Here is a 25758-nt window from a genome sequence, read left to right as displayed (position 1 = left end):
AATCCCTCCTGCGGGCAATGCTTATAACCTTTCAATCTCCCCTTGGTTGTCATACATGAGCTTCACATTTTTCGGCAACCCTTTGAAAATCAAGAAGCTGAGCAGAACAGTGACGACTTTATCAGGTACATCGACGACGATGCTGTCAGCAAACGAAGCGAGCCATAACGGCATGTCTTTTGCGAGCATCGTTGCAAATAATGCATCCCCCCAAACGTTTCCGGTCGTCCCTTCCCAAAACATAATATTGAGCGGAGTCGAAACGATGGCTGCGATGAATCCTACGACAACCCCTAGGACAATCGCTTTGCCGACATTCGAAATCCATCCTCTATACGCCATAATCCCTGCAACTAATCCGATGACAGCCTGAGTGATTGCGTACACGAAAGAGACGGGATCTGTCGTGAACCCGTAGACAACATTATTGACGACACCAACGATGGCGCCGACAATGGGACCTGCAAGCATACTTGCAAGCACAGTCCCGATCGCGTCAACCCATAAAGGCAGTTTCAACACGCTTGCAAACAATTTCCCCAAGAAGTTGATGCCAACAGCAGCCGGAATCAAAACAAACGCAGCTGTTGAAAACTGCAATGACCACATTCGCTTCTTTTTCATTTGTATTCTCCTTTTTTTATAATCAAGATAGATGTCAAGACACATGACTATACTAATCCATTATGAAGAAATAGGGAAGTCGTTTTTTGAAATAATTGACTCCTTACTCTTATCTTATGCCCAACAGCATTTTTAGGTAAAAAAATAGACCAAGAGAATACTAAGCATCTGTCTCTAGGTCTAGGTGTTTGTTATCGAACTGTTTGGAGCTGTGAAAAGCGGGTGAAGCCGACAAACTTATCTTTCCAGTAAGGGGAATCAATTGTTGCAATCTCTACTTTTTTCGTTCCAGCATGAATGAACTTGCCGTCACCTAAATAAATACCTGCATGTGAAATTCCTTCACGGTACGTATTTTCAAAGAAGACAAGGTCTCCCGGCACCGGCTCGTCCACAGAGTTTGAATTCGTGAACATACTGACAGTATCCAATCTTGGCAATTGGAGTCCTGCATTCGTAAACACATAATAGATGAATCCGCTGCAATCGAATCCTTCGGGCGTGACACCTGCCCATACATATGGCGTGTCTAGGAGAGGAAGTGCAACCTCTACTGACGCAAGTTGAATGTCTTTAGCCGATTTCAATAGAGCTGGCAGTACGGGCTTGTCCTTCGCTTCGGTTGATTTAAAGAAGCTCGTAGAGGAAGTCTGCTTTGAAACCGTCAAACTTTTATTGACATCATTCACATTCGCTGTGTTGAGCTTCCCATTTTGTTTTGCGGTTGCTGGATTTTTCACAAGCAATTTTTGAGAAACTTTTATGGAATCTGTCGTGAGATTATTCATTTTCTTCAATTCGTCTACAGTCAGTTTGTGCAGGGAAGCGATTTTCCAAAGTGAATCACCTGTTTTGACAGTGTATTGTTCAGTGGCGGCTTCAGCACTTCCCGTGGCGATGCATGTCGCAAGGGCAACTGTGGCCATCACTGAAAAAACTTTCTTTTTCACTCATATTTCCCCCTAATAGACATATTTCTATAGTTCTAGTTTACTTGTAATCTATAAGTAATACAAGAGGGGGAATAGGCACGAAAATTGGACGATTATGGAATGAAAAACGCTGTTCTGCACAAGGCGAACAGCGGTAGTAGTTCTTTTATTGAAAGGTGTACTGCTTCAATAAATTCTCAAGCTTCAACGCTAAGCCGATATTGCCTTTCACTTTCAGTTTTCCCATCATGAAAGCAGCAGTGGAATTCAAGTTGCCGCCAAGCAATTTCTTGAAATCCGTGACGCTCATCTTCAATGCGCAATCGACTTCGCCTGGGTCTCCTCTGAATGTTTCCGCTTCGCCGTCTGCAAACTTCAATCCGTACATACCGCCATCCTCACCGGCCAAGTCGAACGAATACGATGCATTCATCCCTTCGAAGGGTCCTTTATTGGCACTGAGCCTCGCATCAATTTCTGTCCAGATCTGTTCCATCGTCATATCCTCCAAAATCATACGGAGACACCTTCTTCATAAGTAATGAGTGACTATTCATTTATTATAACATAAGTGCTGACACTGTTGTCTGCAATGAATATTGCGAATACGTTGATCGTAGCTGCGTACCCTAAAGACCAAGGGATGAATTGGATTAAGACGGATGTTGCAACACCAAGGGACGCAATGAACCATAAAATGCAGCATGCGCACGCAACGGAGCATAGAATGTATACAGTACGTTCGCCTGACCGACATTCGTGCCTGCAACTTGAAAGCCATGCACGACGTCCTTAGTAGTGATATCTGGAATAAAACAGTGGAACCTTTTCAGGTTGATTTCGGTTTGTGGATTTCCGGATTCTTGCACCGGGTGCTTCTTTGAATTGCCCGTAGTCATACGTTCCACCTCCTGCATTGATTGAATAGCTGACTCATACTTTTATCATAGTCGCGGAGGAAAATTAGAGAATTAGGGAAATTCCTATGAATCTTCAATTTGGGAAAGAATCCAAATTTTGTTCACATTGCCTTCAAGATTTAGACATATACTTTTCGGCAAGGAAATGTGTTTTAGATGAGATGAATAGGGAATAGTAGTGTGGTCAGCCTTCTTGTGTAAATACTTCTTTTATTTGACCATACTGTTTTTGGAAATTACAATTAGACAGTAAAACTAAATCTATAATGAAAGTCGGTTGAGAATGATGGAGAAATGTAAACTTATTCATGTGGAAAGCCCTGAAAAAGGAGCAGAGCGTTTTTATCAGCTGATAAAAGAAGAGCTTGAGCATAATCGACTTCATGTGCTTGGATTGGCAACAGGAAGTACGATGATCCCAGTCTACAAAAAATTGACGGAATCGGAGTTGGACTTTTCGGAAGTGACAACTTTCAATTTAGATGAATATGTCGGTCTGCCGGCATCCAGCCCGAACAGTTATGCATATTTCATGAACGATCACCTATTCAATAAGAAGACATTTAAACATATGAATATACCGAATGGCATGGCTGAGAATCTGGAAGAAGAGTGCAAACGCTATGAGCAAGCGTTGCAAGAAGCCAAACTCGACATTCAACTACTCGGTGTCGGCGAAAACGGCCATATCGCTTTTAATGAACCGGGCACGCCTTCAGACTCCGTCACCCACGTTGCAACATTGACGGATTCAACACTTGGTGTAAACAGCCAGTACTTCGAAAACGATGAGAAAATCCCTAACACTGCATTGACGATGGGAATCGCCTCCATCATGAGTGCGAAAAAATTGGTCCTGCTCGCTTTCGGTGAGAAAAAGCGTCCAGCCATTACAAAAGTGCTCGAAGGCAAAGTCGATCCCGACTGGACCATTACGTATCTCCTCGGGCATGATGATGTTACAATTATTACAGACTTGAAATTTTAATCGAAAGCCGCGTCCTTAAGGGATTCGGCTTTTCTTGTGGGAAGAAAAATGACAAAAATATTTCAATGGAGAAATATTGCGGATATTTGTAATATTCCTGTTACTGAATTGTAATATTGGACGAGCATAGTCCATGGTAAAGTAAACTCAGAAGATATATTCAGATAAATAAAAATTCGGGGGATCATATGAGAATACTTTTACGCATGCAAAAGCCATTCGCTTTATTTGCGATTGTCTTTGTACTATTGTTCGCACCTATCATTGGTCAAGCTGAAGCTTCATCATCCGACACTGCTTCCATATCAGAAACAGCTTCGAGTCTGCTAGGCATCCGCTATGCGTATGGCGGTACGACGACGGCTGGATTTGATTGTTCGGGATATGTAAGTTATGTCTTCAATCAACACGGAATCAAGTTATCCCGCACTACCTCCGGCATGTACGCATCCGGGACAGCAGTCGACAAAAGCGATCTTGTGGAAGGGGATCTTGTATTTTTCAATACAACCGGTAAAGGGGTTTCCCACGTCGGCATCTACGTCGGGGACGGCAACTTTGCACATTCCGCCACGTCCAAAGGCGTGAGCATCGCCAAGCTCAATGATCCTCATTATTGGGGCAAGCGGTATGTCGGTGCCAAACGCATTACAGGCGCAAACGATGTTGCATTCAATGATTGATAAATTACTAGTCAACATATAACGGATTCCTCCCGGGGAATCCGTTTTTTATTATCTCCGAATAAAAAAAAGCCGCGAAATTTCGCGACTTTCTTGAATCGTACTTATTGAGGGACACGGATTGTCCAGCGGGAGAAATCCGGGTCTTCTTTTTGGACCATTTCTTTCGGATAGATGAATGTCCATGGTTTCGATGTGTTTGCTTTGACAGAAAGCGGCGCCAGATCGAATGATCCGCGTGCAACGATTTCACCTGTCGCATCGATGAGTTCCAATGGAAGCTTTTCAATATTGATTTGCTTCGAGTGGCCGTTGCGGATGAAGATGGACGCTGCGATGCTTCCGTCGTCCTGTTTCTTCACTTGGAAACCGGCGAAGTTCACTTCACGAGGCTTCAGCTTCGGCATGTTTTCAACGACTTTTTCAAGTGCTTCTTTCTGTTCGGCGGTCAAGCCGTCTTCCCAAGCCTGTTCAAGCTCGAGCTTATGAGGCACCATTGATTGAACGTTGAATGCAAGCTTCCAGTTTTCAGCAGGGGGCTCTTCTGCAAAGATATTGTCCTTCGTGAAGACGAATACCCAAGGGCGTGCGCTTTTGCCAGGGATGTCGCCAAGTTCCTTCAAATCGAATTCCTGTGATGCAAGCGTCTTGCCTTCCGCATCAAGCAGCATCAATTCGACAGAGCCGACAGAAATCGACTGCTCCAAAGACGAACGGAAAAATGATTTGACGAGCCAGCTTCCATTTGCCGGTTCGACGTCGATGTCGATTCCAGAAAGGGAGATCTGATTCGGTTTCAAAGGCTCCAATTCATTTGCAAGGAAACGGAAAACATATTCCTGCTCCTGCGAAAGCGTCCATTGCGGGTGAAGCGAAAGCGTTGTTTCGATATCATCCGTGCCTTCGGATTGCGCGCTGCCTTCCAGAATTTCTTCTGAATCAATCGTGCTGTCTGAACCCGTTTTTTCGGTTTTCTTGAACATATTGAAAAGTTTCATGTTTATTGGGCCTCCTGTTGTTGTGAAATAAGCTTCATAAAGCCGATAACTTCGGATGCGATATTTCGGCGCAACTTCTGATAGTGTGTGCCGAATAATTGCAAGCCTTCCCGTTGATAAATACGCATCGGATCCTCTTGGCCATATGACCGTAATCCGATTCCTTCCTTGAGACGCGCCATCACATCCAGATGTTTCACCCACATCGTATCGATATGGCTCAACATCACTTGTGGAATGATCTGGTTGACCTGTTCATTATCAGCGAATGTATCCAGATACGCAAACAGGGCGGCAACCGGCTCTTCATAAAACTTCAAGATGTCAGACGGCCTTTCGAGAGTCTGCGGAAGTGCGACCGGCTCCAATAAAAGTCCATCCATCGTTCGTTCAATTCGATTGAAATCGAAGTTATCCAGCGTTTCGTGTTCCGGGCAGCTATCGTAGACGACGAATTCCACCGCTTCCGATACCATTGTTTTCAATTGATCAAGAAGGTTTTCGCGCTCCAGTACTTTATCCCGGAGCGAATAAAGGACGCCGCGTTGATCGTTGATGACATCATCAAGCTTCAAATTGTATTCGCGCATGGAGAAGTGGGCGCCTTCTACAATCCGCTGCGTACGCTCAGTGAGCTCGTTCACGTCGGAATTTTGGACAAGTCCATCTTCATTCACAACAATTTTCTTGCTGAATTTCTCTAGATCTTCCTTCGCGAAACGTTTGAACATATCATCTTCAAGCGAGATGAAGAATTGGCTTTCCCCGTGGTCACCTTGACGTCCGGAACGTCCGCGCAGCTGGTTGTCGATCCGGCGGCTTTCGTGCTTTTCCGTTCCGAGCACATACAGTCCGCCGATCTCCTCGACGCCTTCACCGAGCATGATATCCGTTCCGCGTCCCGCCATGTTCGTCGCGACCGTAATATGGCCCATTTGTCCCGCTTGGGAAATGAGGTCCACTTCCTGCTCGACACTTTTCGCATTCAATAGATGATAGTTTAGTTTCTCGCGGTCCAAATACTCCGCAACCTTTTCAGATTGGAGAATAGAGGTGGTTCCAACGAGCACCGGTTGTCCTTTTTTATGACGCTCCGCCACTTCTTTGGCAACCGCTTCGTATTTCTGTTCGATCGTTTCATAGACCCGATCCGGTGAATCGATGCGGGCACGTGGGCGGTTCGTAGGAATCTGGATGACTTCCATGTTATACACTTCACGGAATTCCTTTTCCTGCGTCTTCGCTGTTCCGGTCATACCGCTAAGTTTCGGATACATGCGGAAATAGTTCTGGATCGTAATTTGCGCTTGCGCTTTATTCTCATCAGTGATCGGCAAGCCTTCCTTCGCCTCGATCGCCTGATGAAGACCGTCGGAAAGCGTACGGCCTTCCATGATCCGGCCTGTGAACATATCGACAAGCTCAATTTTTTCATCTTTTACGATATAATCGACATCGCGTTCGAAGATGACATAGGCCCGGACAGCTTGGATCATATAATGATAGAGTGTCTGGTGCTCGAGTTCGTACAGATTGTCGATGCCGAATGCCTTCTCTACTTGCTCGATGCCTTCATCCGTGAGTGAAGTCGCTTTCGTTTCATCATCAAAGTCAAAATGAACGCCTTTTTTAAATCGTTTCGCAAGTCTAGCAGCGATGAAATGAAGATCGGGATCCGCCTGCATTTTCCCGGCGACGATCAATGGCGTTTTCGCTTCGTCGATCAAGACGCTGTCCACTTCATCTATGATGGCGAAGTGATACGGGCGCTGCACTTTCTGGGAAGTATGCTGGACCATATTGTCACGGAGATAATCAAAACCGAACTCGGTTCCGACACCATACGTAATATCCGCCATATAAGCATTCTGCTTCGCAGGCCCTTGCATCATTGGGACGTTCAAGCCGACCGTTAATCCGAGGAAACGGTGGATCTGGCCGATTTGATCATAGTCACGCTTTGCAAGATAATCGTTGACTGTAATGACATGTACGCCTTTGCCTTCCAGCGCACGCAAATAGGAGGGAAGGGAAGCGACAAGCGTCTTTCCTTCACCGGTAGGCATTTCCGCGATATTGCCTTCAGCCAATACCATACCGCCGATGAGTTGAACGTCAAAATGACGCATGCCGAGTACCCGTTTTGACGCTTCACGGACGACGGCGAATGCGTCTGGAAGGATTGCCTGTATGCTTTCCCCTTCCTGTACTTGCACTTTGAACACTTCTGTCATATGGGCAAGCTCTTCGTCTGACAACGTTTCGTATTTCGATTCCAAGTCATTTATGTGTTGGACAACTTTGCGGTATTTGCGAAGTTGTCTTTCGCTCGTTTGATTTGAACGTTTAAAAATTGATAACATTATAGTTGACGCTCCTTTATCTCATCCTACTATTAAGGATATAGGTTCTATTTTATCAAACTATAAACGAAAAGACTACCTTGTTACGAAATTGCACCCGGTAAGTTAAGGATACTCTATCTTACAAAAGGGTAAGGTAGTATTGAGTGCCCAGATGCACTAACTGGGATGCTTTCCAGTTACAGACGTGCTATAATACTTGTGGCTAACTAAATTATTGTTATTTACGGGGAGGAAGGACATGTTATTCCTTGCAATGGCTGCTGCATTCATAGCTTCCATCATACTGACTCCGCTCGTCATAAAATTCGCGTTCCGAATCGGGGCGGTTGATCGTCCGAACTATCGGAAGGTGCACGCATCCATCATGCCGCGTATCGGAGGAATAGCGATTTTTGGTGCATTCGTCATCGGATATCTGTTATTGCGACCAACAGACGAGCATGCGATCGGAATTCTTGTAGGAGCCGTCATCATCATCATTACAGGCTTCCTCGATGATATGCTTGAAATCTCCGCCAAGGCGAAGTTGTTCGGCCAGCTGGCTGCTGCGATCGTCGTTGTAACATGGGGCGGTTTACAAATTGACTTCATTAACTTGCCATTTTTCGGCCCATTTGACTTTGGGTATCTTAGTATACCAATCACGATTCTTTGGATCATCGGCATTACGAATGCTATCAATCTCATCGATGGATTGGATGGACTGGCAGCGGGTGTTTCCACGATTGCCCTTATCTCCATCGCTGTCATGGCGATGATCATGGGTGAAATGTTTGTTGTAGCGACTGCTGCCATTTTGGCTGCGAGCTCACTTGGCTTCTTGTTCTATAATTTCCACCCAGCGAAAATATTCATGGGGGATACAGGAGCTTTGTTCCTTGGCTATATGATTTCGGTATTGGCGTTATTAGGATATAAGAACGTCACGATGATTTCCCTTATCATTCCGATTATCATACTTGGCGTTCCGATTTCGGATACATTCTTCGCAATCATCCGCCGTGTACGGATGAAGCAGCCGATTTCAGCACCGGATAAGTCGCACTTGCATCACTGCTTGCTGCGTGCAGGTTTCTCTCATCGGCAGAGTGTCCTGATCATCTATGGACTGGCTATCCTTTTCGGTGTAGCAGCAGTACTATTCTCGCAAGCGACTGTATGGGGCGCCATCGTTCTGATCATCGTCATGCTCATTGCCATTGAGCTGTTCGTCGAAATCATTGGCCTCGCGGGAACAAACTACCGGCCATTATTGAACTTAGTCCGTATGATTGGAAAATAAATGAATGCACTAAAACAGAGTGATATGCGAAATTTCGCATATCACCTTTTTTTGTGCATAAAAGGGGAGGAGTGGAGCGGAAAATTCCCATTTGAATTGTTATCGATCATTTCCCGCGGTTTATCGATCATTTCCGGGAGGTTATCGATCAATTGCCGCGAGTTATCGATCATTTCGCGGAAGTTATCGATCATTTCCCGAGAGTTATCGTCATTTCGGGACCTTTGGCTCACCGAAAATCCCACTCCGACTTCTCTCCGCGAATAAAAAAAATCCCGTTGAAGTGAATTCAACGGGATGGTACTTGTTCAACTTAATAATCATCGCTGCCCTCAGCGGTTTGGTCGGCTGTCCCGATGACGTTCGAATTTCCGCTATCGGTCAACGAAGAAGAGTCCGGGATCAAACCTAAATGAGCTTTCAGCAGCTGACTTACATTCTCCAAGTCACTGTCTCTCAACTTATAATAATAGGCGCCTGATGACCAATCGTCATAGCCTTGCAAATTGATCGTGTCGATTTGCGGCATGCCGCCTTTTGCATACTCCCAGAAGGAAGTCATATCTTTGAACGACATATCGGTTTTCATATTGTCTCCGACCGCTTCAATGACGTCGCCGTATTTCGATATGGATTTCACAGATACCATTTCTTTGATGACGGCCTGTAAGATCATCTGCTGGCGTTTTCCGCGCTCAAGATCACTGTCGAGCTTACGTGTACGCGCTAATGCGAGCGCGTGTCTTCCATCAAGCTCATGCCGCCCTTTAACTAACTGAATGGTGTTTTTGTCATTTTCATCTTTTTCAAGTCTGTTATACGGAACGTCGACTGTAATACCACCGAGTGCATCAACGACTTCAATGAAAGCATTAAAGTTCATCTTGACATAATAATCGATCGGGATATCAAGCATTTCTTCGACCGATTCGATTGCCGCATGTGTGCCGCCGAATGCATGGGCATGGGTGATTTTGTCCTTATACCCGACCTTCGGGATATAGACGTAGGAATCACGCGGAATGCTCAAAAGCTTCACGGATTTCTCTTCCGGATTGAAGGTGGCGACGAGCAGGGCATCAGAACGGCTATTACCGTCTCCTTGCATACGTGCCTCGCTATCATCCACACCAATTAATAGAAGGGAAACATTGTCCTTCGCAGGTTCCACTTTAGCTTCGGCCCTGATTTCGGATTTCTGTGTGGCAGGAACCGCTTCGTATGCTCGGTCAACTGCCTGTTCCGCTTGGTTGCGCAATGATAGACCGTAAGCTGCAATCGCAAGCAAGGCAGTCAGCGAAACTAATAGCCCGACCTTAATAGCGAGCCTCGCTTTCGATGTCTTCTTTTTCATTTTTCTATAGTCTCTTCTATTCATAGCTTGTATAGGCCTCCACCATCGGCTAAGGAATCTTCCCAAGCAGATTTAATGTTCCATGAAAGAAACGGAAAGTTGACGCACACATCGATGGAATCCGCAGAATACACAATGAATCGTCAACTTTCACTATTATACTATTAATTTCCTTTGTCGTATACTGTTATTGCAAATCGAATTCAAGGAAAGATGTCGAGTCTTCGGAAATTTCCGCTTGTCCGTTCGTCAATTCAGTCATCCAACTGATAAATGCATCGGTTTCCGCAATTGGAACATGAAGCAGCAAGCTGACGTCTTCTTCATAGAGAATCTCTTCGAGTGGATAAGGCGATTGCCTTGCTTCATTCTCAACTTTGCCGAGCCATGTATAATCTATTGATACTTTCATGAGTCTATGAAGCTTGCGCTCGACGACACCTGTCGCGGCAATCCCTTCGGTAGTCGCGCGGCCATATGCGCGGATGAGACCGCCGCCTCCCAATTTGATTCCGCCGAAATATCGAGTGACGACAACGGCCGTATCCTTCAACCCTTGCTTCTTTAGAACCTCAAGCATGGGGAATCCTGCCGTTCCGGATGGTTCTCCGTCGTCATTAGCCTTCTGGATCTGATCATGCTCACCGATAATATAGGCAGAACAGTTATGTGTGGCAGTATGATGCATCCTTTTGATTTCTTGAATGAAGTCGAGCGCTTCATCCTCGGTCTCCACACGCTTGACGTACGTGAGGAATCTGGACTTCTGGATGACGATCTCACTTTCGCCGGATAATTTGACCGTTTTGTAATCTGCTCGCATTTGCAGCACTCCTGTCACTTGTAATACAATCTTAATACGCAAAAAGTTTTATGATGATATAATAATAAAGTGTATAAGGAATTAAGGAATACTGCAACATTGCCTACATTTCGATTTTAGCTTTCCAGAAGGGAGGGGTGGAGATGGCAGAAAAGACGATGGATATCCAGAACCTGGAAAAAATATTTAGTAATATGGTTAATGTGATGGATCAATCTAAAAATGACATTTTCACTATAAGCGAACAAAGCCGTCAAACCTTCCAGGAGATGCAAACTGAACTGGTTGTCATCAAAGAAGATATTTCCCGGGTAATCACTGAAGGGGACTATTTGGAGGATATGACCCGCCATTCTCGAAGGCGTCTGGCAGATGTTTCCAAAAGCTTTATGAATTATACCGAGGAAGAAGTGCGTCAAGCCTATGAAGTGGCTAACGACTTACTCGTCAGGCTTTCAATCAACCGAATGGAAGAAAAGCAATTGCGCGTTCGGCGGGACGAGTTGGACCGTCGCATCGTGGCCCTTTTGGAAACGATTGAGAAGGCGGACCATCTAGTCAATCAAGTGACGACGGTCATTACATATTTGACATCGGATTTGAAAAAGGTCGGAGAAGTGTTGGAAACAGCCCGACAGAAACAGGAGTTCGCCATTCAAATCATTCAAGCTCAGGAAGAGGAACGCAAAAGGTTATCACGCGATATCCATGACGGTCCTGCTCAGATGCTTGCCAATGTACTGCTCAGATCTGGACTCATTGAAAAGACCTATTCCGAAAAAGGACCGAATGCTGCGCTCTCCGAACTGAACCAACTGAAGGAAATGGTCAGGAATGCCCTTCTTGAAGTAAGACGCATCATCTATGATCTCCGTCCGATGGCGTTGGATGACCTTGGATTGATTCCGACGCTGCGAAAATATTCTTCAACGGTCATGGAATATGAAAAAGGCGTCACGATCCATTTCATGAATAATGGAACGGAGAAAAGATTCGAATCCAGCATCGAAGTTGCGATTTTCCGTCTCGTGCAGGAATGTATTTCAAATGCACTTAAACATGGAAATTCAAGAGATGTTTGGGTGAAAGTCGAATGGCTTCGTGATACAATGAATATTGTCGTGAAAGACAATGGCAAAGGGTTCGACCCGAGTCAATCTAGAGATAAATCATTTGGCATTATAGGGATGCGGGAGCGCGTCGAACTGCTGAAAGGCGAGATGAAAATCATGTCGGCAATTGGCAATGGAACCACTGTATTGTTCCGTATTCCGTTACATGAAAATATAATTGAATAGGGTATTGGGAGGGAAATGACCATGACGAAAATTTTAATTGTAGATGATCATCAGCTATTCCGTGAAGGAGTTAAGCGAATCCTGGATTTTGAAAACTCGTTTGAAGTAGTAGGAGAAGGGGACGATGGCACCGAGGTGGTCGAGCTGTACCGCCGCTTTGAGCCGGATGTCGTCTTGATGGATATTAATATGCCGGGCATGAATGGAGTGGAAGCAACGGAGATCCTGAAAAATGAATTTCCGGAAGCGAAAGTGATTATGCTTTCCATCCATGATGATGAATCATATGTATCACATGCATTGAAATCGGGTGCGCTCGGTTATATGCTGAAAGAAATGGATGCAGACGCGATTGTACAAGCAATCAAAGTCGTTGCGGCAGGCGGATCTTATTTACATCCGAAAGTGACGCATAATCTTGTGTCGGAGTTCCGCCGTCTCAGCGAACGCGAGCATAAAGGATCATTCCAACAAAATGACATCCGCCGTCCGCTTCATTTATTGACGAAGCGCGAATGCGAAGTTTTGCAGCTGTTGACAGATGGACAAAGCAACCGGACAATCGGGGAAACGCTTTTCATTTCCGAAAAGACGGTAAAAAACCATGTTTCGAGCATCTTGCAGAAAATGGGTGTCAACGACCGTACACAAGCGGTTGTCACAGCAATCAAAAACGGCTGGGTCGAAGTAAAGTGATGATATACTAAAAGGGACCTCCTACTAGGATGGTCCCTTTTACCGTACAGGAGGAATAATGATGAAAAAAATGCTTGTTTTTGCAGTGCTCATCTTCGTGCTCGTCCTTGGCGCATGTTCGAAAAAGGAAGACGCAACGAATCAAGGTTCAGTTAATGACGGGGAAGCGCCGAGCGAATTCGGTTCGATCGATCACGGCGTGGATGAGAATAAAGTAGGCTTCAACTTATCGGGTGGCACAATAGAAGAGGCGGCGAACGTGCCGGCAGAAGAGAAAGAACTGATCATCCAATCGTTCGACACATATATCCATGCATTCAACAACCAGGACATCGATGAATATATGGGAACACTATCCGAGAAGCCTAAGAGCTTCAACTTGGATGAAGAGCGCGAGTATATTGAAAGCGTCTTTGAGCAATACGAACTATCCCGCGAGGCAAAAGACATTACAATCGTGAAATTCGATGAGGAGACGGGTGAAGCCCAAGTGTTCGCAAACTTGGTGACGAACATGAAACAGAAATCCACAGGCTTGGAGACAAGCCGTGATGGTAGGCAAGTGACCGTCTTTACGAAAGAGGGCGGGGATTGGAAAGTCAATTCCGTTTATTATATGGAAGAACAGAAATAACGTTTAGTTGCAATAAGATTTCCACAGACTGAAACTGTCCAGGTACGTAGCTGGGCAGTTTTTCTCATTTCAGATACAAAAATTACCTTCCGCGACCATATTGCTTTCCGGAAATGAAAAAGGTATAATGGGAACAAACGTTCCTTTTGAAGGGAGGAAACTGTAATGCCTTTAATTCCGGCAAAGGCATTGCCTCATTTTGAAAACATGATTTACTTGCCGATGGTCTTGATCGTACTGCAGAGAGATCGGGAGCTATTTGAAAAAGGCCCGTTCAAGTTGAAGGGCCCTTACTTGAAGATTGTCGACAATACGGTGAAGCAAGTCCAAAGCGAGCTGCAGGAAACGACGTTCTATTTGCGGCGCAATAATATGAAAGTAATCCGGAAAACGAGGGATAGTATGTTCACGGAATACATTTTCATCAATGGCGGCTATGAAGACCACCGCCGTTACTTGAATGTCCGGCTCCGCAACCGGACGGAAGAATTATTGGACCTTTATTTCACAAGGTCGGGTAATCAGTTGGCGGGTCAGTAGGCGGAAACAGGAAAGAGGTGCGGTCGTAACTCCTCTGCCTCTTAAAAAAGTCCCTCTCGAGCAATTTAGCCAATGTGTACTGCCGGTTCATCGTCGGCACCGAAATGTCCAACTTATATTTCATCCCATTCTCCAATGTGACGGTAGTGCCTAGGCCCTCAGCTGCGAAAAAATCAATTGCATGGTAGGAAATCCATACATTTTGATCCGATAAAGGAGATAATGTCGGAATGAAGATGAATGGAATGCCAAAACCATTCGTCAACAGGAAAGGCGCCTTCTGCTTATTATCCCCAAATAACCGCCTGGATGTATTCATGACGGTTGTATAATTGGAGCCATAGAAATCGCATGAACTGGTCACGATATGTATCGATTTTTTTGGCACTGTCAATGTCCTGTTCCGCTCGATAACCCTTGTGAAAACCTTATTGCCTTCTCTCTTCGGCTGTAACATGAGGGTATCAAACGATAGATAATACCTTGGTTCGAATTCAGTCAAATCCACTTCCCCCTATCCTATTATTTCCATCCCTCACTAGTATTATAGGATAAGGATTTTAAAAAACAAGTACTTTGTATGAATAATTAGAACTATCTATTAAAATGCTGCCGAAGCATAAAAAAATCCCCCATGAATGGCAGGGGGAAGTATAGTTTATTCAGCTTGATAATCCAAAGCGGCGGCGCCAAGCGTTTTCGCTGCGAGCAGCATCGCCTGTTCCTCAAAATCGAATTTCGGATGATGGTGAGGATAGGTGTCAGCCGGCTGGGCACCTGTGAAGAAAAATGTGCCAGGCACCTTTTCCAAATAGTACGCGAAGTCTTCGCCGCCCATTTGCGGCTTGCCTTCCACGACATGGTCAACGCCGGGTACGGATTCTGCAATGCGTCTCAAAAACTCGGTTTCTTCTTTATGGTTGACGACAGCAGGATAGCCGCGGAAATAGTCGAACCGGATTTCACAATCATTGGCAATTGCCGTGCCTTCCACGACCCGAGCCATTTCACGCTCCATCATGTCGCGGACATCGGGATTGAAAGTACGCACCGTGCCGCCAAGCTTTGCGGAATCGGCGATGACATTGAACGCGTTGTCCGCAACGAATGAACCGACGGACAATACGGCCGATTCAATCGGGTCGACGCGGCGGGACACGAGCTGCTGCAAGTTCATGACGAGCTGCGCACCGATAACGATGGCGTCCTTCGTCTGATGCGGTGCAGCTCCATGGCCTCCAGCGCCTTGGATCGTAATTTCAAAACGGTCGGCAGCCGCCATGACCGGGCCTGTTAAATACTCGATAGTTTTATAGGGGAAGAGCGACCAAAGATGCGTGCCGAAAATCACATCGACACCGTCCAGGCAACCGTCCTCGATCATTGAAATGGCCCCGCCTGGAGCAAATTCCTCGGCATGCTGGTGGATGAAGACATATTCCCCTGCGAGATCTTCCCGCAGCTCATGGATCGCCTTCGCCAATTGAAGCAATGCTGCTGTATGGCCGTCGTGTCCGCAAGCGTGCATGACACCGGGAACTGTCGATTTATAAGGGACGTCTTTTTCGTCCTGAATCGGCAAGGCGTCAAAATCTGCACGCAAAGCGACCGTCTTGCCGGGACGCGCTCCTTTGACACGGGCAACTACGCCATTGCCGCCGACGCCTGTACGGACATCGACGCCGAGATCTGCGTAGAAATCATGGATGTATTGTGCGGTTTTCTCTTCTTTAAAAGATAACTCCGGATGCATATGAAGATGCCTTCGGATGACGACCATTTCTTCGTAAGCGCAATCCAACTTCTCGAACAGTTGCTCATTCATTCCAATTACCCCTCTCAAAACGCATTAGTTATATTCGCAATTATAACAATACGTTCCGAGCGAAGCAATCCGGTCTGGCATCATTCGTCTTCTTCGATTTTCGCAATATACGTCGTAATATAAGATGCACTTGAGAAAATATGTGTTGTATTGCCGGCGAATTCCTTCATGTCAGTCGATTGATGCGATTCCTTGAACGCCGGCGAATGTTTCCAACGGTCAAAGTCTGATGCATCCTCCCATTCGGTCATGACGATATACGTGTCCGAGTCGAGCGGGCGGAGAAGGCGGAAAGCGATGAACCCTTGCTGGCTCTCAATCTTTCCACCGCCGCCGGAAAAGCGGTGTTCAAAGACTGGCCGCCCTTCATCCGTGACTGGGATGTTATTGAAAACGAAGTAGCCCTCCTCCGTCAATTTGCCGAAAGAGCTTACTACTTCATACCGTCTTGGTGTCTGAAAGACCGACTTTCCGTCCGTCTCATGTACGAGCAGCGACTGGCCGCCTCCATGCATGAGAATCATTTCTTTATCTTCATGGCGCTGCTGAAGCTTCTCCATGAAGTCCCTTGTTCCAGTAGTCAAATACATATACATCTCAAAACCTCCTCAGAAACTTTATTCGAACGATTCACTTCCTATCAGACAGAATGCCGACAGTCCGAAACAGTAGATACTCTTCATATTTTCCCTGTTCGGGACAATTAAAACAAACAATGTCGATTTGGTGGCGGCGAGCAGGAAATATGAGCACAAATTGATGACAATTCGGCTCAATCACTATACATTCCAAGGGGAAACGTCTATATTTGAAGACGAATAAGTGAACTTCGATAATTATTATAAAGAAAGTGGGAATCGATTTATGACAACATTTAACGATACACTGCTTCGTGCTGCAAGAGGAGAAAAAATCGACCATACACCGGTTTGGTTCATGAGGCAAGCGGGTCGTTCTCAGCCCGAATACCGTAAAATAAAAGAGAAGTATTCATTAGAAGAGATTACACATCAGCCGGAGCTTTGCGCGTATGTGACAAAGCTGCCTGTCGACCAATACAATGTCGACGCTGCCATTTTATATAAGGATATCGTAACGCCGCTTCCGGGAATCGGAGTGGATGTAAAAATAAAAGCGGGTGTCGGCCCTGTCATTTCAAATCCGATCCGTTCAGTGCAGGACGTCCATAATCTCGGAGAGCTGTCACCAGAGGACGATATCCCATTCGTCATCGACACGATCAAGATCTTGAAAGAGCAACTGAATGTACCATTGATCGGCTTTGCCGGAGCTCCATTCACATTAGCCAGCTACATGATTGAGGGCGGTCCTTCAAAAAGCTATAACTTAACGAAATCTTTCATGGTGTCTGAGCCTGAAGCATGGTTTGCACTCATGAATAAATTGGGCGATACGATCATCACATCGATCAAAGCACAAGTGGCAGCGGGAGCAGCCGCGATCCAAGTATTCGATTCATGGGTCGGCGCATTGAACGTTTCCGATTACAGAGTCTTCATCAAGCCTGTCATGACACGCATCTTTAATGAACTCCGCGAATTGAATGTGCCATTGATCACGTTCGGCGTCGGGGCGAGCCATTTGGCGAACGAATGGCATGACCTTCCAGTTGACGTTGTCGGCTTGGACTGGCGTTTATCAGTCAAGGAAGCCGGGGAAAGAGGATTGACGAAGACGTTGCAAGGCAACTTGGACCCTGCATTGCTTCTAGCAGATTGGGATATCATCGAAGAACGTGCGAAAGTCATCGTTGAACAAGGCGTCGAGCACGGCAGCCACATTTTCAACCTTGGCCACGGCGTCTTCCCTGAAGTCCAGCCTGCTACATTGCAACGATTGACACAATTCGTTCATGAATACAGCGCACAACTTCGAAAATAAATCTCTTAACTAAATTTGTAATGAGGTGCAACTGATGACAAAAAGGAAAATGGGACTTTTAGTCATGGCGTACGGAACGCCATACAAGGAAGAGGATATCTTACCGTACTACACGCATATCCGGCGCGGCCGTCCGCCTGCACCGGAACAACTGGAAGATCTGAAGGCGCGTTATCAAGCGATCGGCGGCATTTCCCCGCTCGCGAAAATTACGGAAAACCAGGCGAATGCACTTGGCGACCGTCTGAATGCGATGCAGGATGAAATCGAGTTCAACGTCTATGTCGGCTTGAAGCATATTACGCCATTTGTCGAAGAAGCGGTTGAACAGATGGAAACTGACGGAATCAAAGAAGCGGTGTCAATCGTATTGGCACCCCATTATTCTTCATTCTCCGTGAAATCATATAATGAACGCGCGAAGGAAGAAGCCGAGAAGCACGGTATTTCCATGACATCGGTCGAAAGCTGGTACAAACAGCCGAAGTTCATCGAATACTGGGCGGATAAGATTCGCAGCACGTATGCAGGTATGAGTGATGCAGAACGTGAAAAAGCATGCCTCGTCGTTTCGGCGCACTCCTTGCCTGAAAAGATCAAGCAATTCGGAGATCCGTATCCGGAACAATTGGATGAGACAGCGAAATTGATTGCGGAAGCGGCAGAAATCGAACAGTACGCAGTCGGCTGGCAAAGTGAAGGGCAGACGGGAGAGCCATGGCTCGGACCTGACGTCCAGGACTTGACGCGCGACTTGCATGAGCAGAAAGGCTATGAAGCATTCGTCTATACACCGGTAGGCTTCGTTTCGGACCATTTGGAAGTCCTATATGATAATGACCACGAATGTAAAGTTGTATGCGACGAAATCGGTGCATCCTATTACCGTCCCGCAATGCCGAATACGGATCCGCTATTCATTACCGCAATGGCGGATGCGGTGCTTGAGCAATTGAAGGAAGCCTGAGGGCAGCTAGGAAGTGATGACATGAGTGGACAAAAGAAAAGAGTCGTCATCGTCGGTGGAGGGATCACCGGGCTTTCCGCAGCATTTTATTTGCAAAAAGCGGCCCGTGAACAGAACTTGCCGATCGAAGTGACACTGATCGAAGCGACGAACCGGCTGGGTGGAAAAATCCAGACGGTCCGCCGTGACGGCTTTGTCATCGAACGGGGACCGGACAGCTTCCTCATCCGAAAGAAAAGCATGGACACATTCGCGAAGGATGTAGGCATTGGCGACGATCTTGTGCGCAATGCGACGGGGCAGGCGTACATCCTCGTGAACGGCCGGCTGCAGCCTATCCCGGGCGGCTCCGTCATGGGCATCCCGACGAAGGTCGGCCCGTTCCTGAAATCTGACCTGTTTTCATTGGCAGGAAAACTGAGGGCGGCAGGGGATTTCGTCCTGCCGCGTTCAGGGGTTGAAGGGGACCAGTCACTCGGCCACTTCTTCCGTCGCCGATTCGGACCGGAAATCGTTGAAAACCTCATCGAGCCGCTATTATCGGGAGTGTATGCAGGCGATATCGATCATATGAGCTTGCAATCGACGTTTCCGCAATTTTACGAAGTGGAAAAGAAACACCGCAGCCTCATCCTCGGCATGAAGAAGACGACGCCGAAGCAAGTTCCTCAGAAGGATGGACATGGCGCCTCCCAAAAAGGGGCGTTCCATTCGCTTCGGAACGGGCTTGAATCAATTGTCGAGGCGGCGGAGCAGAAGTTGGAACCTGGAACAGTACGGAAAGGGATCCGCATCGAAAGCATTTCGAAGCAGGGGAATCAAAACGTCTTGCAGCTGAATACCGGTGAAACGATCGTGGCCGATTCCGTCATCTTGACGACCGGTCATATGGCGGCAAGCCAACTATTCGCCCCACACCGACTACTGCAAGGACTGAAGGAAATCCACACGACATCCGTTGCGACAGTCGCACTCGCATTTCCTGCAGAAGCGGTCGTCCAAGATACGGAAGGGACAGGTTTCCTCGTTTCCCGTAGCAGTGATTACTCCATCACCGCCTGCACATGGGTCTCCCGGAAATGGCCGACGTCGACGCCGGAAGGGAAAGTCTTGCTGCGCGCATTCGTCGGGCGTCCGGGAGAAGATGCGATCGTCGATTTGCCGGATGACGAAATCGAGCGGATCGTCCTCGAAGATTTAGGGAAGATCATAACAATCAAAGGCAAGCCGGACTTCACGGTCATTACACGCTTCAAAGATGACCGGCCGCAATACCGGGTCGGGCATCGCCAACGTATAGATGCCGCCCGTGCAGAACTGAAAAATGCTTTCCCGAACGTCAAATTGGCAGGCGCCTCTTATGACGGAGTCGGACTGCCGGACTGCATCGATCAAGGCAAAGCGGCTGTGGAAGAGGTCATTGCTGATTTGATTACGAAATAAAATCGAAAGAGTCCGCCCCGCGCGGACTTTTTCAATTGGAAGGAAGTATATATGAAAAAACTGCTACTACTACTAAGCACAGCTCTCCTATTATCTGCTTGTTCCATCGGAAATGATTGGGACAATCCAATGCCGGAGGAAGGCTTCCTCATCATTGCGCATCGTGGCGCATCTGCATACGAACCGGAAAATACGTTGCCTTCCTTCGAGCTTGCGGAAGATCTCAATGCGGATTATGTCGAGCTTGACATCCATTTGACGAAGGACGGAGAACTGATCGTCATGCATGACGATGACGTGAAACGGACGACAGAAGCTACCGGAAAAATTAAGGACTTTACATTAGCCGAATTGAAAGAACTCACTGCGAACGAGGAGAAAGGCGAGAAAGTCACCGTCAGCGGCCGAGACGAAGAGGAGGCTTACGAAATTCCGACATTGCGGGAAGTGGTTGAACAGATGAAAGGAGACCTTCGCTTTGTCATCGAATTGAAAGATACAGAGCAATACCCAGGCATCGAGGAGGAATTGGTCCGACTCATGAAGGAGCAGCAGTTGATCGGTTCCGACGCCAAAGGGTATCCGAAAGCGGTCATCCTTTCATTCGATAAGACGGCATTGAAGCAAGTGCATAAGATTGACCCTGAGATTCCGCTGATTCAATTGATTTCCTTCGATGAAGGGGAGGAAGCGGCACTAACGAAGAAGGAATTGAAGGATATTCTATCGTACGCTTCAGGCATCAACGTGAGCTACGAAGCATTGACGCCTCCTTTCGTCAACACAATGCACGGCGAGGGTCTCGCGGTATATGCTTACACGGTGAATGATGCCGAAGCCGCCTTGCGGTTGAAAGCGATGGGCGTCAACGGCATTGCTACGGACGAACCCGATATTTTGGACGAATAAAACAGTCGGTGAGTGATCATAAAAGCCGGTAAGTGATCATAACAGCTGGTGAGTGATCATAAAAGCCGGCGAGTGATCATAAAAGCTGGCGGGTGATCATAAAAGCCGGTGGGTGATCATAAAAGCTGGTAAGTGATCATAAAAGTTGCTTCATACAAAAACAGGACTGCTACGGGAAGGCGATTAATCGACTTTCCGGGCAGTCCTATTTTGTATTATATGATGTTGCACTCATCGCATTTATTGCTGTAGCATTCATGCTGTTCCTCAATCTCTTTTCCGCATTCGGCACAGGTTTTTGCAGGCAGGTTCTTGAAAAACTCAATGACATTCTCTAGCATCGGTATTCCCTCCTGTCTATTTGTACTAATACTGAGTAGGTAATTGGGCTAGTGTGGTATAACAGCATAGGTAAAAAAATTAGACGATATTGCACTCGTCACATTTATTACTGTAGCACTCATGCTGTTCTTCAATTTTCTCTCCACAAACGTCACAGGCTTTAGCAGGCAGGTTTCTGAAAAATTCTACGATACTCTCGACCATTTCATCTTCCTCCTCTTGTTCTATAACTAAATTTGTTAGAATGATTGTATTATAACAGCAGATCAAATGTCAACACTTTTCTGTTCATTTCGGATAAAATAGAAGTGAATTCATTTACATAGGGAGCGATTATTGTGTATTTCGTTGATAATAAAGGCATTACCGATCCGAGGATCAACCTTGCGATCGAGGAGTATGTATTGAAAAACATGGACATCGACAAAGATCCGTTTCTGCTGTTCTATATCAACGAACCGTCAATCATCATCGGGAAGAACCAAAATACTGTCGAGGAAATCAATACCGAGTACGTCGATGCGAACGGCATCCACGTCGTCCGCAGGCTTTCAGGCGGAGGCGCTGTGTATCATGACTTAGGGAACCTCAACTTCAGCTTCATAACGAAAGATGACGGGGAATCGTTCCGCAACTTCAAGAAATTCACCGAGCCGGTCATCAAGGCATTGGGCGAAATGGGTGTCAAGGCGGAATTGCTTGGCCGTAATGACATCCTCGTCGAAGGGCGGAAAGTTTCGGGCAACGCACAATTCGCGACACAAGGGCGCATGTTCACCCACGGGACGTTGATGTTTGATACGGAAATCGAGCGTGTCGTGTCTGCATTGAAAGTGAAGAAGGACAAAATCGAATCGAAAGGGATCAAATCGATCCGCAGCCGTGTCGCAAACATATCGGAGTTCATCGAAGGACCGATGACGATCGAACAGTTCCGCATGGAGATTCTGAAGTCCATTTTTGGCGGCGAAGAGAACGTACAGTATTGGGAACTGACCGACGAAGACTGGGACAACATCCGGGCTTTATCCTCAGAGCGCTACGGCAACTGGGACTGGAACTACGGCAAATCTCCGAAATTCAATATGCAGCATTCTCACCGCTTCCCTGTCGGCGGGATTGATGTGCGCCTGCAAGTCGAAAAAGGGAATATTATTAATGACGTCAACATTTTCGGCGACTTTTTCGGCGTCGGTGATGTGGCGGTAGTCGAAGATAGTCTGAAGGGCGTCCAATACGATCGCGAATCAATTACGAAAGCACTCGACGGGATTGACATTCCGACCGTTCTTGGCGGAATCACGAAAGAGGAATTCATTAATTTAATCTATTAAGTTGAAAACCGGTGCAAAGCCGGTTTTTTCTTATGCCGTAGTATATGCGGAATTGGCTGGAGGGGTGTAGTCATCTCAGTTTTGAACGGAAGTGAGAGTTGAGTGGTGATAACTTCTGTCTGAGTGGTGATAAAGTCTTTCTAAGTGGTGATAACCCTCTCCCAAGTGGTGATAAACTCCGCCTGAGTGGTGATGAATTCGAGAATCGGTGGTAAAGTCGCCCGAATCGGTGGTAATACGTTGAGAATCGGTGGTAAAGTCCCTAGAATCGGTGGTAACGGGCCAAGAATCGGTGGTAAACCCTCGAGAATCGGTGATAAACCATTTTCAAACACCGCCTCCCCGCCCGCCGAGCGTGCATTCCATTTTTGCGATATAATAGTTGGAATAGCGAAGGGGGAATTTGCGATGAGGAACCATCGTATCTTCATTGTTGAGGACGATAAAAAAATTGCGAGGCTGTTGGCGGATACGCTGCGCAAATATCAGTATGACGTAGCGATTGTCGAGGATTTTGATAATGTGGAGGAGGAATGTTCGGCGTTCGATCCGCATTTGATCCTGCTCGATATCAATCTGCCTTCGTATGACGGCTATTATTGGTGCCGGCAGCTTCGGCAGACGACGACGTGCCCGATCATTTTCATCTCCGCGCGTTCAGGCGATATGGACCAAGTGTTTGCGCTCGAGAACGGAGGGGATGATTTCATTACGAAACCTTTCCATTACGAGATCGTCCTTGCGAAGATCAGAAGTCATTTGAGAAGGGCGTTCGGGGAATACGCACCTAGCCAGGGGGAGCGCACGGTGAAGCTCGGTTCACTTGAGCTGTTCATCGAGCGGATGGAGTTGCATTTGCGTGATGAGGAGATACCGCTTCAGAAGAAGGAGTGTGTCATCCTTGAGCTGCTGATGGATGCGTCGCCGAAAGTCGTTTCACGGGAGACGCTGCTCGAAGAATTATGGGACGATCAGTCATTTGTCGATGAAAATACGTTGAACGTGAACATGACACGCGTGCGGAAAAAGCTGACCGATTACGGAGTGCAGTCTGTCATCGAGACGGTCCGCGGGTCAGGCTACCGTTTCCTCGTTGCGCCGGAGGAATCATGAAGCAGATTGTTTTATTCCTGAGAGAGCATTTATCCTGGATCATTTTCGAGGTGATGCTTGTCACTTTCATCCTCGTCCTTTATTGGCTGGACGGCTTCCGCGGGATCAATACGGCGATCTACTCGATCATTATGAGCTTGCTGCTGACGGGGGGCTTCCTCATCGGGAAATTCATCACCAGGCGACCGTATTACGAAGCGATCTTGCGAAAACCCGAGAAGATGGAAGATGCGCTCATCCGCAATATACAGACGACGGAGCAACTCCAATCGACAAAGTTCATGCGCGATTTGTATACATTGTATCAAGCCGAAGTGCAATCACTGTACGCATCGCAGCACCGTCAGTTACAGTTTGTCAATCAATGGGTGCATCAAATGAAGACGCCGATCTCTGTCATCAACTTGCTGTTGCAGGAAGACGGCGAACTCGACAAGCGCAGCCTGCGCGAGGAAGTCGATAAAATCCAGCGCGGACTTGATGTCGTACTCGTCAACGCGCGGCTTGAGACGTTCGAGGAAGACATGCAGATCGAACAAGTCGGCTTGAAGAGTCTCATTCAGCATATCGTGACGGACCATAAGCGGCTGTTCATTACAAATGGCGTCTTTCCGGTCATTTCAATTGATGAATCGCTCATCGTTGCGACCGACGAGAAATGGATGAAAATCGCCATCGGGCAGTTCATTACAAATGCTGTGAAATATACGTTTGAAAAAGGGAAGCGCCTCTATGTGTCGGCGAAACAAACAGCTATCGGCTTCGAGCTGACTATCCGCGATGAAGGTGTCGGCATTCCGGCATCAGATCTGATGCGGGTGACGAAGGCGTTCTTCACAGGTGAAAATGGCCGGCTGACCGGTGAATCGACAGGGATGGGGCTGTACATCGCGGATGAAGTCTGTTTAAAGCTCGGCCATCCATTGACGATTGAATCGGAAGTGGGGCAAGGGACTACTGTCAAGATTCTGTTTACAAATGGAGAGATAGGTGAAACGGATGAAGAACTCGATCGTGAAATTGGAGCAAGTGACGAAGATCTATGAAGGAAAAGTGATGCACCGCGCGCTGAATCGCCTTGACTTCGAGGCGGAAGCGGGGGAATTCATCGCCATCATGGGGCCTTCCGGAAGCGGAAAAACGACTTTGCTGAACATCATTTCGACAATCGACATGCCGACATACGGACGAGTCATGATTGACGGCATCGAGCCCGAGGCGTTGAATGCGAATGAACTGGCGCTGTTCAGGCGGCATAATTTCGGCTTCGTCTTCCAGGACATCAATCTGCTTAAAAGTTTGACAGTGGAAGAGAATCTCGTGCTGCCGCTCACATTGGACGGGCTGCCGATCATGGAAATGCAGAAACGGGTCGACCGGCTGGCGGGGCAATTGAGCCTGCAGGAGATCCTCAACCGTCGTCCGGATGAACTGTCAGGCGGACAAGCTCAACGGACTGCTGTCGGACGGGCGTTGATCCATAACCCGAAGCTCATTCTTGCTGACGAACCGACAGGGAATCTCGATTCGAATTCGGCAAAGGAAGTCCTTGAATTGCTCAGTCTTGTCAATGAAACCGAGCGGACGACGATCATCATGGTGACGCATGACCCGATTGCGGCGAGCTATTGCGACCGCGTGCTGTTCATCAAAGACGGCGAGTTTTTCAATGAAATCTACAAGGATGAGCGGCGCCAGACGTTTTTCCAACGGATTTTGAATGTGCTCAGTCTACTTGGAGGGAATGTCAATGACTTGCGGATGCTGTAACAGGGACATGCGAAT

28 protein-coding genes are annotated in these 25758 nt (G+C 47.0%); 15 read left to right on the top strand and 13 right to left on the bottom strand.

Annotation, left to right across the window (positions count from 1 at the left end):
* Positions 1-21 precede the first annotated feature (21 nt).
* The 4 genes from M3191_RS14410 to M3191_RS14395 form a co-directional block, all read right to left on the bottom strand.
* The gene (locus M3191_RS14410; protein ID WP_251701074.1) at positions 22-624 is read right to left on the bottom strand and encodes an ECF transporter S component; all 603 of its coding nucleotides are present in this window, start codon (positions 622-624) and stop codon (positions 22-24) included.
* 191 nt (positions 625-815) lie between these two features.
* Positions 816-1574 carry an NlpC/P60 family protein gene (locus M3191_RS14405; protein WP_251701073.1) on the bottom strand — a complete coding sequence of 253 codons (759 nt, stop codon included), beginning with the start codon at positions 1572-1574 and terminating at the stop codon, positions 816-818.
* 148 nt (positions 1575-1722) lie between these two features.
* On the bottom strand, positions 1723-2052 hold the full coding sequence (locus tag M3191_RS14400; RefSeq protein ID WP_251701072.1) for an SCP2 sterol-binding domain-containing protein: 330 nt from the start codon (positions 2050-2052) through the stop codon (positions 1723-1725).
* 157 nt (positions 2053-2209) lie between these two features.
* Entirely contained in the window at positions 2210-2455 is a 246-nt protein-coding gene (locus M3191_RS14395; protein ID WP_251701090.1) for a hypothetical protein, read from the bottom strand.
* A gap of 307 nt (positions 2456-2762) precedes the next feature.
* On the opposite strand from M3191_RS14395, the gene M3191_RS14390 reads away from it, so the two are divergent.
* Both M3191_RS14390 and M3191_RS14385 read left to right on the top strand, forming a co-directional pair.
* The gene (locus M3191_RS14390; RefSeq protein WP_251701071.1) at positions 2763-3464 is read left to right on the top strand and encodes a glucosamine-6-phosphate deaminase; all 702 of its coding nucleotides are present in this window, start codon (positions 2763-2765) and stop codon (positions 3462-3464) included.
* Between the two features lie 188 nt (positions 3465-3652).
* Complete coding sequence (locus tag M3191_RS14385) at positions 3653-4147, top strand: C40 family peptidase (protein ID WP_251701070.1); 495 nt, start codon at positions 3653-3655, stop codon at positions 4145-4147.
* Between the two features lie 104 nt (positions 4148-4251).
* Here the strand turns inward: M3191_RS14385 and M3191_RS14380 are convergent, their stop codons facing one another.
* Complete coding sequence (locus M3191_RS14380; RefSeq protein WP_251701069.1) at positions 4252-5145, bottom strand: accessory Sec system S-layer assembly protein; 894 nt, start codon at positions 5143-5145, stop codon at positions 4252-4254.
* Positions 5146-5147: 2 nt separating this feature from the next.
* Positions 5148-7508 carry an accessory Sec system translocase SecA2 gene (gene secA2, locus M3191_RS14375; RefSeq protein ID WP_251701068.1) on the bottom strand — a complete coding sequence of 787 codons (2361 nt, stop codon included), beginning with the start codon at positions 7506-7508 and terminating at the stop codon, positions 5148-5150.
* Between the two features lie 241 nt (positions 7509-7749).
* Here secA2 and M3191_RS14370 point away from each other — a divergent pair, with 241 nt between their 5' ends.
* Positions 7750-8793, top strand: coding sequence for a glycosyltransferase family 4 protein (locus tag M3191_RS14370; protein WP_251701067.1), 1044 nt, complete (start codon positions 7750-7752; stop codon positions 8791-8793).
* 313 nt (positions 8794-9106) lie between these two features.
* Here M3191_RS14370 and M3191_RS14365 read toward each other — a convergent pair whose 3' ends face one another.
* Positions 9107-10171 carry an LCP family protein gene (locus M3191_RS14365; RefSeq protein ID WP_435368167.1) on the bottom strand — a complete coding sequence of 355 codons (1065 nt, stop codon included), beginning with the start codon at positions 10169-10171 and terminating at the stop codon, positions 9107-9109.
* Between the two features lie 163 nt (positions 10172-10334).
* Positions 10335-10970 (bottom strand): YigZ family protein, encoded by a 636-nt coding sequence (locus tag M3191_RS14360; protein WP_251701065.1) that lies wholly within the window; start codon positions 10968-10970, stop codon positions 10335-10337.
* 143 nt (positions 10971-11113) lie between these two features.
* Between M3191_RS14360 and M3191_RS14355 the strand changes: the two genes are divergently transcribed.
* The 4 genes from M3191_RS14355 (at position 11114) to M3191_RS14340 (ending at position 14138) form a co-directional block, all read left to right on the top strand.
* A complete protein-coding gene (locus M3191_RS14355) occupies positions 11114-12268 on the top strand; it encodes a sensor histidine kinase (protein ID WP_251701064.1) in 1155 nt (384 codons plus the stop codon).
* Between the two features lie 21 nt (positions 12269-12289).
* A complete protein-coding gene (locus M3191_RS14350; RefSeq protein ID WP_285853390.1) occupies positions 12290-12964 on the top strand; it encodes a response regulator in 675 nt (224 codons plus the stop codon).
* Positions 12965-13025: 61 nt separating this feature from the next.
* On the top strand, positions 13026-13598 hold the full coding sequence (locus M3191_RS14345; RefSeq protein WP_251701062.1) for a nuclear transport factor 2 family protein: 573 nt from the start codon (positions 13026-13028) through the stop codon (positions 13596-13598).
* Between the two features lie 165 nt (positions 13599-13763).
* Positions 13764-14138, top strand: coding sequence for a hypothetical protein (locus tag M3191_RS14340; protein ID WP_251701061.1), 375 nt, complete (start codon positions 13764-13766; stop codon positions 14136-14138).
* Here M3191_RS14340 and M3191_RS14335 read toward each other — a convergent pair.
* The 3 genes from M3191_RS14335 to M3191_RS14325 all read right to left on the bottom strand — a co-directional run bounded on the left by M3191_RS14335 (position 14104) and on the right by M3191_RS14325 (position 16559).
* Positions 14104-14640: a competence protein ComK gene (locus M3191_RS14335; protein WP_251701060.1), complete on the bottom strand. Its 537-nt coding sequence runs from the start codon at positions 14638-14640 to the stop codon at positions 14104-14106. The two genes, M3191_RS14340 and M3191_RS14335, sit on opposite strands and share 35 nt — an antisense overlap.
* Before the next feature lie 156 nt (positions 14641-14796).
* Positions 14797-15963, bottom strand: a complete 1167-nt coding sequence (locus M3191_RS14330; protein WP_251701059.1) for a M20 family metallopeptidase — start codon at positions 15961-15963, stop codon at positions 14797-14799.
* 80 nt (positions 15964-16043) lie between these two features.
* Entirely contained in the window at positions 16044-16559 is a 516-nt protein-coding gene (locus M3191_RS14325) for an antibiotic biosynthesis monooxygenase family protein (protein WP_251701058.1), read from the bottom strand.
* Positions 16560-16827: 268 nt separating this feature from the next.
* On the opposite strand from M3191_RS14325, the gene hemE reads away from it, so the two are divergent.
* From hemE to M3191_RS14305, 4 genes are read left to right on the top strand one after another with little or no spacing between them, the layout of a single operon-like run.
* Positions 16828-17865 carry a uroporphyrinogen decarboxylase gene (hemE, locus tag M3191_RS14320; RefSeq protein ID WP_251701057.1) on the top strand — a complete coding sequence of 346 codons (1038 nt, stop codon included), beginning with the start codon at positions 16828-16830 and terminating at the stop codon, positions 17863-17865.
* A gap of 34 nt (positions 17866-17899) precedes the next feature.
* Entirely contained in the window at positions 17900-18832 is a 933-nt protein-coding gene (hemH, locus tag M3191_RS14315; protein ID WP_251701056.1) for a ferrochelatase, read from the top strand.
* A 21-nt stretch (positions 18833-18853) separates the two neighbouring features.
* Positions 18854-20275, top strand: coding sequence for a protoporphyrinogen oxidase (gene hemY, locus M3191_RS14310; protein WP_251701055.1), 1422 nt, complete (start codon positions 18854-18856; stop codon positions 20273-20275).
* A gap of 51 nt (positions 20276-20326) precedes the next feature.
* Positions 20327-21184, top strand: a complete 858-nt coding sequence (locus M3191_RS14305; protein WP_251701054.1) for a glycerophosphodiester phosphodiesterase — start codon at positions 20327-20329, stop codon at positions 21182-21184.
* 215 nt (positions 21185-21399) lie between these two features.
* On the opposite strand, the gene yhfH (M3191_RS14300) is transcribed toward M3191_RS14305, so the two are convergent.
* Together yhfH (M3191_RS14300) and yhfH (M3191_RS14295) are read right to left on the bottom strand one after the other, a co-directional pair.
* On the bottom strand, positions 21400-21525 hold the full coding sequence (gene yhfH / locus M3191_RS14300; protein ID WP_082713641.1) for a protein YhfH: 126 nt from the start codon (positions 21523-21525) through the stop codon (positions 21400-21402).
* 79 nt (positions 21526-21604) lie between these two features.
* A complete protein-coding gene (gene yhfH, locus M3191_RS14295) occupies positions 21605-21730 on the bottom strand; it encodes a protein YhfH (RefSeq protein ID WP_251701053.1) in 126 nt (41 codons plus the stop codon).
* Between the two features lie 134 nt (positions 21731-21864).
* Between yhfH (M3191_RS14295) and M3191_RS14290 the strand changes: the two genes are divergently transcribed.
* The 4 genes from M3191_RS14290 to M3191_RS14275 all read left to right on the top strand — a co-directional run bounded on the left by M3191_RS14290 (position 21865) and on the right by M3191_RS14275 (position 25743).
* Positions 21865-22860 carry a lipoate--protein ligase gene (locus M3191_RS14290; protein WP_251701052.1) on the top strand — a complete coding sequence of 332 codons (996 nt, stop codon included), beginning with the start codon at positions 21865-21867 and terminating at the stop codon, positions 22858-22860.
* A gap of 408 nt (positions 22861-23268) precedes the next feature.
* Entirely contained in the window at positions 23269-23973 is a 705-nt protein-coding gene (locus M3191_RS14285) for a response regulator transcription factor (RefSeq protein ID WP_251701051.1), read from the top strand.
* On the top strand, positions 23970-25019 hold the full coding sequence (locus tag M3191_RS14280; protein WP_251701050.1) for a sensor histidine kinase: 1050 nt from the start codon (positions 23970-23972) through the stop codon (positions 25017-25019). The genes M3191_RS14285 and M3191_RS14280 overlap by 4 nt, the downstream gene beginning before the upstream one ends.
* Positions 24973-25743 carry an ABC transporter ATP-binding protein gene (locus tag M3191_RS14275; RefSeq protein ID WP_251701049.1) on the top strand — a complete coding sequence of 257 codons (771 nt, stop codon included), beginning with the start codon at positions 24973-24975 and terminating at the stop codon, positions 25741-25743. The genes M3191_RS14280 and M3191_RS14275 overlap by 47 nt, the downstream gene beginning before the upstream one ends.
* Positions 25744-25758 lie beyond the last annotated feature (15 nt).

Origin of the sequence: Sporosarcina luteola (genome assembly GCF_023715535.1) — a bacterium.
GTDB lineage: Bacteria > Bacillota > Bacilli > Bacillales_A > Planococcaceae > Sporosarcina > Sporosarcina luteola_B.
The sequence above is the reverse complement of the archived record's forward strand: the minus strand, read 5'-3'. Positions and strand labels throughout refer to the sequence as shown.

Excerpts from the sequence above, each read along its gene's own strand:
- M3191_RS14380 (WP_251701069.1), bottom strand. The coding sequence starts at position 5,145 with ATGAAACTTTTCAATATGTTCAAGAAAACCGAAAAAACGGGTTCAGAC.
- M3191_RS14370 (WP_251701067.1), top strand. The coding sequence starts at position 7,750 with ATGTTATTCCTTGCAATGGCTGCTGCATTCATAGCTTCCATCATACTG.
- M3191_RS14340 (WP_251701061.1), top strand. The coding sequence starts at position 13,764 with ATGCCTTTAATTCCGGCAAAGGCATTGCCTCATTTTGAAAACATGATT.
- hemY (WP_251701055.1), top strand. The coding sequence starts at position 18,854 with ATGAGTGGACAAAAGAAAAGAGTCGTCATCGTCGGTGGAGGGATCACC.
- M3191_RS14395 (WP_251701090.1), bottom strand. The coding sequence starts at position 2,455 with ATGACTACGGGCAATTCAAAGAAGCACCCGGTGCAAGAATCCGGAAAT.
- M3191_RS14400 (WP_251701072.1), bottom strand. The coding sequence starts at position 2,052 with ATGGAACAGATCTGGACAGAAATTGATGCGAGGCTCAGTGCCAATAAA.
- secA2 (WP_251701068.1), bottom strand. The coding sequence starts at position 7,508 with ATGTTATCAATTTTTAAACGTTCAAATCAAACGAGCGAAAGACAACTT.
- yhfH (WP_082713641.1), bottom strand. The coding sequence starts at position 21,525 with ATGCTAGAGAATGTCATTGAGTTTTTCAAGAACCTGCCTGCAAAAACC.
- M3191_RS14365 (WP_435368167.1), bottom strand. The coding sequence starts at position 10,171 with ATGAATAGAAGAGACTATAGAAAAATGAAAAAGAAGACATCGAAAGCG.
- M3191_RS14330 (WP_251701059.1), bottom strand. The coding sequence starts at position 15,963 with ATGAATGAGCAACTGTTCGAGAAGTTGGATTGCGCTTACGAAGAAATG.
- M3191_RS14390 (WP_251701071.1), top strand. The coding sequence starts at position 2,763 with ATGGAGAAATGTAAACTTATTCATGTGGAAAGCCCTGAAAAAGGAGCA.
- hemE (WP_251701057.1), top strand. The coding sequence starts at position 16,828 with ATGACAACATTTAACGATACACTGCTTCGTGCTGCAAGAGGAGAAAAA.
- M3191_RS14285 (WP_251701051.1), top strand. The coding sequence starts at position 23,269 with ATGAGGAACCATCGTATCTTCATTGTTGAGGACGATAAAAAAATTGCG.
- M3191_RS14410 (WP_251701074.1), bottom strand. The coding sequence starts at position 624 with ATGAAAAAGAAGCGAATGTGGTCATTGCAGTTTTCAACAGCTGCGTTT.
- hemH (WP_251701056.1), top strand. The coding sequence starts at position 17,900 with ATGACAAAAAGGAAAATGGGACTTTTAGTCATGGCGTACGGAACGCCA.
- M3191_RS14275 (WP_251701049.1), top strand. The coding sequence starts at position 24,973 with ATGAAGAACTCGATCGTGAAATTGGAGCAAGTGACGAAGATCTATGAA.
- M3191_RS14355 (WP_251701064.1), top strand. The coding sequence starts at position 11,114 with ATGGCAGAAAAGACGATGGATATCCAGAACCTGGAAAAAATATTTAGT.
- M3191_RS14345 (WP_251701062.1), top strand. The coding sequence starts at position 13,026 with ATGAAAAAAATGCTTGTTTTTGCAGTGCTCATCTTCGTGCTCGTCCTT.
- M3191_RS14305 (WP_251701054.1), top strand. The coding sequence starts at position 20,327 with ATGAAAAAACTGCTACTACTACTAAGCACAGCTCTCCTATTATCTGCT.
- yhfH (WP_251701053.1), bottom strand. The coding sequence starts at position 21,730 with ATGGTCGAGAGTATCGTAGAATTTTTCAGAAACCTGCCTGCTAAAGCC.
- M3191_RS14350 (WP_285853390.1), top strand. The coding sequence starts at position 12,290 with ATGACGAAAATTTTAATTGTAGATGATCATCAGCTATTCCGTGAAGGA.
- M3191_RS14385 (WP_251701070.1), top strand. The coding sequence starts at position 3,653 with ATGAGAATACTTTTACGCATGCAAAAGCCATTCGCTTTATTTGCGATT.
- M3191_RS14325 (WP_251701058.1), bottom strand. The coding sequence starts at position 16,559 with ATGTATATGTATTTGACTACTGGAACAAGGGACTTCATGGAGAAGCTT.
- M3191_RS14280 (WP_251701050.1), top strand. The coding sequence starts at position 23,970 with ATGAAGCAGATTGTTTTATTCCTGAGAGAGCATTTATCCTGGATCATT.
- M3191_RS14360 (WP_251701065.1), bottom strand. The coding sequence starts at position 10,970 with ATGCGAGCAGATTACAAAACGGTCAAATTATCCGGCGAAAGTGAGATC.